The sequence below is a fragment of the Actinoplanes sp. NPDC051633 genome (assembly GCF_040681735.1).
Classification (GTDB): domain Bacteria; phylum Actinomycetota; class Actinomycetes; order Mycobacteriales; family Micromonosporaceae; genus Actinoplanes.
In genome coordinates, this window is sequence record NZ_JBFAZH010000822.1 from 1 (window position 1) to 3,524 (window position 3,524).

Annotated in this window: 4 protein-coding genes; 2 read left to right on the forward strand and 2 right to left on the reverse strand. The window is 72.9% G+C overall.

Annotated elements, in window-relative coordinates:
• Positions 1-525: hypothetical protein (locus AB0M20_RS32725; protein WP_364304200.1), on the reverse strand; the 525-nt coding region annotated here is incomplete at its 3' end.
• A gap of 119 nt (positions 526-644) precedes the next feature.
• Here AB0M20_RS32725 and AB0M20_RS32730 point away from each other — a divergent pair.
• Both AB0M20_RS32730 and AB0M20_RS32735 read left to right on the forward strand, forming a co-directional pair.
• Positions 645-1,001, forward strand: coding sequence for a PRC-barrel domain-containing protein (locus tag AB0M20_RS32730; protein ID WP_364304201.1), 357 nt, complete (start codon positions 645-647; stop codon positions 999-1,001).
• A gap of 32 nt (positions 1,002-1,033) precedes the next feature.
• Entirely contained in the window at positions 1,034-1,522 is a 489-nt protein-coding gene (locus AB0M20_RS32735) for an inorganic diphosphatase (RefSeq protein WP_364304202.1), read from the forward strand.
• Between the two features lie 58 nt (positions 1,523-1,580).
• Here AB0M20_RS32735 and AB0M20_RS32740 read toward each other — a convergent pair.
• Positions 1,581-3,524 (reverse strand): AarF/UbiB family protein (locus tag AB0M20_RS32740; protein WP_364304203.1); only part of this gene is annotated, 1,944 nt, incomplete at its 5' end.

The window sequence follows — 3,524 nt, forward strand, 5'->3', positions numbered from 1 at the left end:
GCCCTTCTTGACTTCGCTCGCCCGCTGCTGCTCGCCGGCCAGCGAGCTGACCACGATGAGCGCGCCGGTCAGCGCCGGCACCACCCACTGCAGTGCGGACAGCTGCTTCTGCGCCTTCGCCACGTCGTCCGGCGTGCTGGCGGCCGGCTCGGTGCCCGCGAGAGCCGGCACCGACGTCTCCTCGGCGACCTTGCGGCCGTGGAGCCGGCTGTACCCGGTCACCGCGAGTGCGGCGACGGTCAGGCCCGTCTTCGCCAGTGCCGTCGTGCCGGCGCCACGCTGGGCGACCAGGCGCGACCGGTTGCCGACGAGCTCGCCGACGCTGCCGGCCAGGTGCGCGCCGATCGCAGCGGCGTTGATCGGGGTCCACCTGTTCCAGCCGCGGTTGGCCACACGGCCGGTCCCGTTGGCCGTGTCCGCCTCGGCCGCCGCCGGGTTGAGTGCGACGGCGTTGGCCAGCGTGCCGCCGAACCAGGCGGCCAGGCCGACGTCGTGCAGAGATCGGGAAAGAGTGTCCTGAGCCAAGATGTCCTCCAAAGTCGGTGCCTCTGGACGTGGCTACCCTCGTCGCGGCCACCTATACGGCCCTGCCGGGCGGCGACCGTCACCGTTTGAGCACGCTCAGGCAGGGAAGCAGGTAAGACATGTTTCCGGCTGAGAACCTGCGCGACTGGCGTGGTGAGAACGTGATCGACCCCGACGGCTCCAAGATCGGCGATCTGGAGGCGATCTACGTCGATGTGGCCAGTGACCAGCCCGCATTCGCCACGGTGAAGGTGGGCTTCGTGAGCCGGCACCGTCTGGTGTTCGTGCCCCTGGACGGCGCGACGGTCCGCCCGGACGCCGTGCGGGTCCGCTACGACAAGAAGCTCGTCTCCGACGCCCCGAGCATCGACACCGACGGCGAGCTCGCGGCGACCGACGAGCCCGGCGTGTTCGCCCACTACAACCTGCCGTATCAGGCCGGCGCGGCCGGCGAGCGCAGGCTCGCGCGCCGATAGCGGCATCGACCCCGCGGGGCTACGTTGAGTTCATGGAATTCGATGTAACGATCGAAATTCCCCGAGGGACCCGAAATAAATACGTGTACGACCAGGCGACGGGCCGGATCCACCTGGACAGGACGCTGTTCACCGCCACGCAGTACCCCGCCGACTACGGGTTCGTCGAGGGAACGGCCGCGCCGGGCGTCGACGCGCTGGACGCCGTCGTGCTGGTCCGCGAGCCCACCTTCCCGGGTTGCCTGATCCTGTGCCGGCCCATCGGCGTGTTCCGGATGAGCGACGAGGCCGGCTTCACTCCGAAGATCATGTGTGTCCCGACCGCGGATCCACGTCAGGAACACCTGCGCGACATCGCCGGCCTCGACGCCTTCGTGCGGCTGGAGATCCAGCACTTCTTCGAGATCTACAAGGCGATCGAGCCGGGCAAGAGCGTGGCGTTCGGCGGCGACCGGTGGGCCGGCCGCGCCGACGCGGAGGCCGAGGTCAGATCCGCGTACGACCGGATGCGCGCGGCCTGACGCTCCCCACCCCCCAGGATCGTCAGGCCGAGCAGGCTGGCCGGCGGCCGAACCTGCACTAGTCGCGGCGGAAGACGACGACCAGCACCCGCAGGATCAGGACGACCGCGACGACCAGCAGACCGTAGCCCAGCAGCGGGAACAATCCCAGCGTCGTGGTGACCCGGGGACCGCCGGTGGTGCCGAGCAGGAGCACGGACATGATGCCGGCGGCCGCGCCGATCACCGTGAGCAGAGCCTGGTGCAGGAGGCCGGTGACCAGCACCCGGTCGCGGTCGTCGGCGAACAGCCGGATGTTGAGCCGCAGCCGGCCGTGCTCCAGGGCGTCACCGAGCCGGTCGAACCGCCGCGGCAGGCCGCGCAGCACCGGCAGCAGCGCCACCAGCTCGTCCTCCAGGCTTCCGCGCAGGCGCTGCGGCGTGAGCGCCTCGGCGATCCGCCGGCCGCCGATCGCCCGGGCCTGGCCGAGCAGGTCGAAGCCCGGCCGGACCAGCCCGAGCGTGCCCTCCAGCGTGGCGAAGGCCCGGAACACCGCGGCCACCGGCGGAGGCACGCCCAGGCCGTGCGCGGTGAACGTACGCAACATCCCGGCGACGGCCTGGGCTCCGGCGGTGCTGCCCGGGCCCGCGTACCGGACGATCAGCGCGCCGAGGGTGCGCTGAAGCTCTCGCTCGTCCACCTCGTCCGGCCGATCGACCAGATCGAGCAGCGCGTCGCTGACCGCGACCGAATCACCGCGCCCCACCGCGGCCAGCAGCCGCCCGATCGCCGCCCGGGTGGCGCCGTCGAGCCGGCCGACCGAGCCGAGGTCCAGCATCCCGATCGCGCCGTCGTCGCCGATCAGCACGTTGCCCGGGTGCAGGTCCACATGGAACAGGCCGTGCACCAGCACCTGGTCGAGCATGCTCTCCAGCAGCCCGGCGGCGATCTCCTCGCGGCGCCGCTCGCCGAGGCGCTCGAGGACCGGCGCCGCGGAGCTCAGCGGAGTGCCCGGCAGGCGGCGCATCACCAGCACCCGTTCCGAGCTGAGCGCGGCCTCCGGCGTGGGCACCCGCACGCCGCGGTCGGGCGACGCGCTGAGCGTGCCGGCCATGGACAGCAGATTGTCGCGCTCCACGGTGAAGTCGAGCTCCTCGCGCAACGCATCGGCGAAGGCGGCCCCCAGCGCCCGCAGGCCGAACGACCGGCCCCACGCGGTGCGTTCCTCCAGCGTGCCGGCGAGCCGCAGCATGATGTCCAGGTCGCGCTCGACGACCGCGGCGATGCCCGGGCGCTGCACCTTCACGACCACCTCGGTGCCGTCCGGCAGCCGCGCCGCGTGCACCTGCGCCACCGACGCGGAGGCCATCGGCTCGCGGTCGATCGTGGCGAACACCTCGTCGATCGGCCGCCCGTACTCGGCGGCCAGCACCGCGGCGACCTCCGGCCACGGCACCGGCGCGGCGCGGTCCTGCAGCGCGGTGAGCTCCTCGATGAACTCGGCGGACAGCGCCTCCCGCCGGGTGGACAGCAGCTGCCCGAGCTTCACGAACGTCACGCCGCCCTCGTCGAGCGCGGCCCGCAGCGACCGGGCCAGCCGCAGGCGCGACCCCGCCGAGGACGGCCCGGGCGCCGGCCGGCCCCGCAGGAACCGGCCGAGCCCGTGCCGCAGCGCGATGCGCATGATCGTCGAGTATCGGCGGGTGCGGGCCACCCGCCGGCGGACGCCGCGCCACATCTCCAGCGGGCCGGGCAGCGACCCGGCCGGCAGCAGCACCTCCAGGATGACCAGCGCCGCCATGGCGAGCAGCGCGGAGACCACCACCGCGGTCATCAGGATCAGGAACGCCTCGCCCACGCCCATGGTGGTCGTGTCCTGCGGGGCCAGCGCCGACACGATCGGGGTGGTGAGCAGCAGCGCCAGCACGGCGGCCACCACGGTGCGGACCGGGCCGATCCGCACCCCGAGCAGCCGCCGGATCACCGCCGCGAGCAGCAGCACGGTCAGCGCCATGGTCGGCAC

Excerpts from the sequence above, each read along its gene's own strand:
- AB0M20_RS32730 (WP_364304201.1), top strand. The coding sequence starts at position 645 with ATGTTTCCGGCTGAGAACCTGCGCGACTGGCGTGGTGAGAACGTGATC.
- AB0M20_RS32735 (WP_364304202.1), top strand. The coding sequence starts at position 1,034 with ATGGAATTCGATGTAACGATCGAAATTCCCCGAGGGACCCGAAATAAA.